The 6,272-nt window shown below is 25.0% G+C and carries 4 protein-coding genes and 1 tRNA gene; all 5 read right to left on the reverse strand.

Annotation, left to right across the window (positions count from 1 at the left end; genetic code table 11):
* Positions 1 to 70: 70 nt before the first annotated feature.
* The 5 genes from J7M87_RS06915 to J7M87_RS06935 all read right to left on the reverse strand — a co-directional run bounded on the left by J7M87_RS06915 (position 71) and on the right by J7M87_RS06935 (position 5,902).
* Positions 71 to 967, reverse strand: a complete 897-nt coding sequence (locus J7M87_RS06915; protein ID WP_291649997.1) for a YafY family protein — start codon at positions 965 to 967, stop codon at positions 71 to 73.
* A 333-nt stretch (positions 968 to 1,300) separates the two neighbouring features.
* Positions 1,301 to 1,386, reverse strand: a tRNA-Leu gene (locus tag J7M87_RS06920).
* Positions 1,387 to 1,594: 208 nt separating this feature from the next.
* Complete coding sequence (locus J7M87_RS06925; RefSeq protein ID WP_291649998.1) at positions 1,595 to 3,748, reverse strand: YhgE/Pip domain-containing protein; 2,154 nt, start codon at positions 3,746 to 3,748, stop codon at positions 1,595 to 1,597.
* 201 nt (positions 3,749 to 3,949) lie between these two features.
* Complete coding sequence (locus J7M87_RS06930) at positions 3,950 to 5,089, reverse strand: glycosyl hydrolase family 8 (protein WP_291650000.1); 1,140 nt, start codon at positions 5,087 to 5,089, stop codon at positions 3,950 to 3,952.
* 30 nt (positions 5,090 to 5,119) lie between these two features.
* Positions 5,120 to 5,902: a potassium channel family protein gene (locus tag J7M87_RS06935; protein WP_291650002.1), complete on the reverse strand. Its 783-nt coding sequence runs from the start codon at positions 5,900 to 5,902 to the stop codon at positions 5,120 to 5,122.
* Positions 5,903 to 6,272: the final 370 nt, after the last annotated feature.

Here is a 6,272-nt window from a genome sequence, read left to right on the forward strand (position 1 = left end):
GAAATAAACTTCTATAATTAATAACTATAGCTATATTATATAAATATTAATATGACACCACTATGTCATATTAATATTTTTTTAGAGCATACATCAGTTTCTTTTTTATTTCATCTCTTATATTCAAAGGTTCAAGAACTTCTATATATTCTCCAAAAGACATTAGATATCCAAATAGCCAATCCCCTGATGGAAAATCTAAATTGACTATAAAATCACCATTATCATCTAAAGAATAATTATGGAACTCATCATATATTCTAAATGCTAGCTTCTTATCTATCCTTAATTTAAGGTGTATTAATTCATTATAATATCCCGTATCTTCTTCTGAAAATATTTTATTAGGAACCGTTCTATTAAAATTTTCTAAAATTATATTTATATTACTCATTCTTGTAAGCTTAAAAAATCTATTATCCTCTCTTTCTCTACAGTAAGCATACAAGTACCATCCCTGCCCTTTAAAAACTAGTTTTAATGGTTCAACAATTCTCTCTAATAATTTTCCATTTGAATTAAAATACTCAAAGGATATTAAATTTTTATTTATTATAGAATTCTTTATAGTTGTAAATTTTTCTCCTAAAGTATTATTTTTATCCCAATTTGAAAAATCAACTTCAATCCAGTTTTCATTATCTCCTCCTAAAAATGAACTTAGTTTAGATGATACTCCATTAAATTCACTTTTATTAACAGCATTAAGACCTTGCATAGCTGCTAGTATTTCCTTCTTTTCTTCTTGTGATAAAATTGCTTTATTTAATATAAAATCTGATAAAAGGCTTATCCCGCCACCTTTTCCTTTAGTCATATAAATTGGAACTCCAGACTGCGATAAATCTTCTATATCTCTATAAATAGTTCTTTGGGACACTTCAAAATGTTCAGCTAATTCCTTTGCTGTGACATTCTTTTTATCTAGTAAAATATATATTATTTCAAATAGCCTATTTCCTTTCATATTCTTCACCCAAACTTAATTTATTAATAATAAAAAAGACTACACTCTATAATCACTTAGTAGAAATGTAGTCTAGAAACGTCACTTTTTATTTCTCTTATATTAAATATTGTCCTATATAACAAATAATATAATCAAATTTATATAGTAAACTCTTTACTTTTATATAATACTTATGAATTACTGTTAGATTTTACAACAGGTATCCAAATTAATTTGTCTTAGCGAACCCATAAATATGACCTACTTTCATAAAAAAGTATATCAAGAAAGGAATATCTATACCCGTTAATTCCTGTACGGCTTTAGTCGTATTTAAATATTTATTTTGTTTGGTGCAGATGGCGGGACTTGAACCCGCACGAGGACTTCCCCGTCACCCCCTCAAGATGATGCGTCTGCCATTCCGCCACATCTGCACAATATATTTATATTGTAATTTATATAATAAAACTTTTCAATCATTTATTAAATTATTAAACTAATAAAACTATTATATAATAGTTTAACTATATAAATATAACAACCATGTATAATGAAGTATTAACTTCCTTTTCATACATGGTTGTTTATTTATAAAACATCGTAAATAAATTTATAGTAATATTATTTATTTTTTAGTTCCTGCTAATGCCCTACTAATCCACTTTCATTTAGTTTATCAATAAACTTTTTGCTAATCTTATTTATAGGTCCCTTTAAAAACAATCCTACTATTATAGCTATTACTCCATAAATTAATATCATGGTTATATCTCTAATTAAATTTGATTTTACTATTCCTGCTACAGCTTCTCTCATAGCTGAAATTGAATATGTAAAAGGTAAAAATGGATTTACTTTTTTAAAGAAACTAGGCATTACTTCAACAGGGAAAGTTCCTCCAGCACCTGCAACTTGTATAACTAATAATATAACAGCTATTGCCTTACCTACATTCCCAAATATAGAAACTAGAGTATAAACTATTAGTATAAATACTAAGCTACTTAAAACGCTTATTCCTATAAATAACCACTTATTTAATACGTAACATTTTAATAAATATATATCACCTAAACTTAATATTAAAGATTGACATATTCCTATAAAGGCAAATGTTAAAAACTTTCCAAAATATTTTTCATAAGGCTTAAAATTTACTTCTTCATTAAACCCATGAGGATTTGTTGTTAATAAAGAGACTAAAATTAAAGCTCCTACCCATAAAGCAAGTGTTGAGTAAAATGGAGACATTGCTGAACCATAATTAGGAATAGAAAATAAAATTTCTTCTTTTATTTCTACTGGGCTACCTAAAAAGTCACTTATTGCCTGCCAATCATTCTTTAATAAACTTAATATTTTATTTATTTCTTCCTCATTATTTATAGATGATAATTTTGAGGATATATTAGCTAAACTTGATTTTATAGTTGGCATTTCGTCTTTAAGCTTTCCTATATCTTCTCTTCCTACTTTAAGACCTTGATCTAACTTTTCTAATAAACTTGCTATATCTGGAATAGAACTTGTTGCATCTCCGACTAATTTAATACTATTATCAGCAATTGTATTCATTTGATCAATTGCTTTATTGATAGCAGGAATATATTGTAAATCATAATTGTTTAAAATATTAGTAATTATATTTTTATTACTTGTTACTAAATCCTTAATTTGTTGAAGTTTATCTTTATTAATTGGCTCATTATTAGTTACTAAATTTTGCATGTCGTTTATAATGCTATTAATTGATTGTAATTTTGATATTGCTAAATTTAAATCATTAATTACAGTTTTTAAGTTATCATTAAACTTTGATAGTGGCTCTAAAACTTTTATTATATTACTAATCTTTCCATTAACTTCAGTAATATGTAAGCTTATATTATCAAGTCCTTTTATTATTGCATCCTTATCAATATTAATGTTTATCAAGCCATCAATAGCATCTTCTACTCCACTAAGAGCATTGTTTATAAATTTCAAATCATCCCTTATTACTGGAGCAACTTCTTTTAGACCATCCTTAGACTTTTCTAAGGCATTTTTAGTATCTGCTAATAAATCATTGCTAGTATTTAATGTATCTTGCAATAAAGGTAAATTATCTTTTACTTTATTAACTAAATCATCAGCCTTAGCACTACTATCATATGCTTGGTTTATTATATTCTCTATTTCTGGCATTCTGCTATTAATACTTATGACACCATTTATTAATCTTAATATTTTATCTCTTGATCCTTCAAGGCTAACTCCAGCTTCATTTAATATTTTAAAGATAATTCCATCTACAGTTTCAATTATATTAGTATCAACTTGAGATTTTATTGTAGTTACACCTTTATCAGTTATCTTAGGTGCAATAGCATTACTTTTTTGATTTACCTTGTATATTAAAGTAGGCCTTTTTATTTCCTTACCCATTATAGATAATGTTTCTTCTGTAAAATTTTCAGGTATTACTATAGTTGCATAATACCTTCCTTTTTCTACGCCTTGATTGCCCTCTTCTTCGCTAACAAAATTCCATCCGAGACTACTATTTTCTTTAAGTTTATTTACTAATTCATCCCCTACGTTTAAGGTTTTATCATTAAGACTACCACCTTTATCTTTATTTACTATAGCTACTTTTATTCCTCCTGTATTTCCATACGGATCCCAACTAGCTCTAATATTAAACCATGCATACAATGATGGTAATATCATAAGACCAACAATAATTATTAATGCAACCCAATTAGTTGCTATGCTTTTTATATCTCTTGAAAATATTCTAAATATATTCTTCATTTGTAACCCTCCAACAATATCATCTGAGCTAGTTCTATTTTTCTCATATTGCATTTAAATTATTATATGAGTATAAATAAATATTTTCTTATTTAGTTAAATTATCATTAGATAGTAATACATAAACAAAATTATTATCTTATTAACTAATATAAAATCAAATAATATTATGAATTTATAAATAAAAATATATTTCAAGATTTATCTATTAAATTTTCTTCTAAATGCTAGTAAAGCATTTAAATTATCATAAGAATATACATCTTCTGTTTGTTCATTACCAAAGGATCCATATATATTGCTTTTTTCATTTATTACTTGAAAACTTTTCATTTTATTAATTGCCATGCTATAAAGTTCATCATCATTTATGACCTTTGCTATTTGAGCTATATTTGCATAAATTGATGTAGATTCAATTCTACTTTCATCCATAGTATTTATATTGTACGATGTAGATATATATCCAATATACTTCAGCCTTTCTTTAAGCCAAGTTACGCTTTTACTTATATCTTCATTAACCTCAGCCTTATTAAGAATAACTAAAACAGATAGTAAAGTATCAATATTTTCGTCATTATCAAAGCCTTCTATATTTCCATCATAATACTTTCTGTATAAAGGTAATTCATCACTAATATATCCATTATTAATAATTTCAAGTGATTTAGTATATACATCATTCCATTTATCATCGAATAAAGAGAATAATTTTAATGCATATAAATCCAAATAACATAATGTAGTTACATTACTTTTACCATACCCATCATGAAAATCTATTAATCTATTTCCTTGAATTAAATTTTTATAGATTCCATTTGATATTTTTATTCCATAATACCTATATCTTAAATTATCAAATTCTTCTGCCCCTGTTATTAAAGCTCTTGCTATTCTTAAATCATCTATAGTTGCAGAAACCTCTGAGTTTTTATTATTTTCTATCCTCCAGCTGATAAGCCCATTTTTTAAAAGCATATTTTCCTTTATGTATTTAAATGAATCATTAAACTTCTCTTGATCATTTTTATATAAATAATAGTTTAACATCAATCCTTGAGATTCTGATAAAATATCATGTCCTTTTGTTAAATCTCCTTCAGTAGATATATTATTGTAATTAGTATATATCCCACCATATTCATCCATTAATTTCTCATTTATAAACTTACTTAATATTTCTTCTTCTTTAGTTACTTCTTCTATTGAAACAACTGAATTAATTTCAATATTTTTTATATATTTAAACAAATATATATAACTTAAATAAATACAGCTTATTACAAATAATAATAGTACTACTATAGTAATAATTAGTTTATTAGTTTTTCTCATGTCTTTTTCTCCTTATAATTGTTATTCTTACTAGTTCTTTTTATCAGATTTTAAAGTCTTTAATGTTTTATATATATTATCCAATTCAGAATCGGATAAAGAATCTAAATTATCTATTTTGTACTTAATGAAATCTATAGTTTCAGTTTTAAAATCTTTTTTCCTCTTCTTTTTTCCATCATTATTTATTATATAAGCAGCTATAGTACTTGTCGTTATCCCTATAAACCCTATACCAAAAACCATCAAAAAAATTGCAACCACTCTCCCTAAGTTGGTAGTAAGTAAAACATCACCATATCCAACTGTAGTAAAAGTAACAAAACTCCACCATATTGCATCAGCAAAACTCATATTTTCTAATAATGAAATAAGTACTGCTCCTAATACTATTATAATAGTTGTCAAAACTAGCATATAATTAAATTTATTTAATCTTACTGCTTCTCTTATTTTATTTTTAAAATTAATTACCAAAACTATCAATAATACAAATTTTAATAGCTTTAATAATAACCTTATATCTAATACTACTCCTATATTTAAAGCATAAATTAATTTGCCTACCCCAATTATAGGTATAGCAGAAATTAAATCTATTAGATTTTTAACTAAAAATTTAATTTTATTTCTAGATAAAATTAATCTTAATATATAATCTATAAAAAATATACAGCAAATTATTAAATTTATATAGTAAAAGGTTTCTATTACACTAATTGGAAGTTTATACATAAGATCTAATATTATCATTATTGCACTCATTAGCGATAGTAAACCAATAAATATATCATAAGCTAACCTCTTTTTCATATAAATACCTCTACCACAGTTATCTACTTATATTTTATATAGTAACTCTATGAAAAATGATATTTACCAAAAATATAACTAAAAAAATTAAGTAAGCTTACTATACTCCGATTTATTTTTTCTTATAATACATTTCTTTATATAAAAAAAGTTTAGTCTCAGAAATCTATTTAATATAAAATTTATTCAATTTCAAATTAGCTTTATTGATTTTAAAAAGTTAATTTCTTATTTTTATAAAGGTGCTCACGAAATGGTCTTACCCCCATTATGTAGACAGTCAATAAAAGGTCGTGTACAATCTACATAATGGGGTGATTTTTTATGTCAATAAAGCACAAAGCTTATAGTGCAGAATTTAAAATAAATG

This window comes from Clostridium sp., assembly GCF_017888565.1.
Lineage (GTDB): Bacteria > Bacillota > Clostridia > Clostridiales > Clostridiaceae > Clostridium.

What these genes read in the sequence shown, in the direction of transcription:
- J7M87_RS06915 (WP_291649997.1), bottom strand. Translation starts at nt 967, where the DNA reads ATGAAAGGAAATAGGCTATTTGAAATAATATATATTTTACTAGATAAA.
- J7M87_RS06925 (WP_291649998.1), bottom strand. Translation starts at nt 3,748, where the DNA reads ATGAAGAATATATTTAGAATATTTTCAAGAGATATAAAAAGCATAGCA.
- J7M87_RS06930 (WP_291650000.1), bottom strand. Translation starts at nt 5,089, where the DNA reads ATGAGAAAAACTAATAAACTAATTATTACTATAGTAGTACTATTATTA.
- J7M87_RS06935 (WP_291650002.1), bottom strand. Translation starts at nt 5,902, where the DNA reads ATGAAAAAGAGGTTAGCTTATGATATATTTATTGGTTTACTATCGCTA.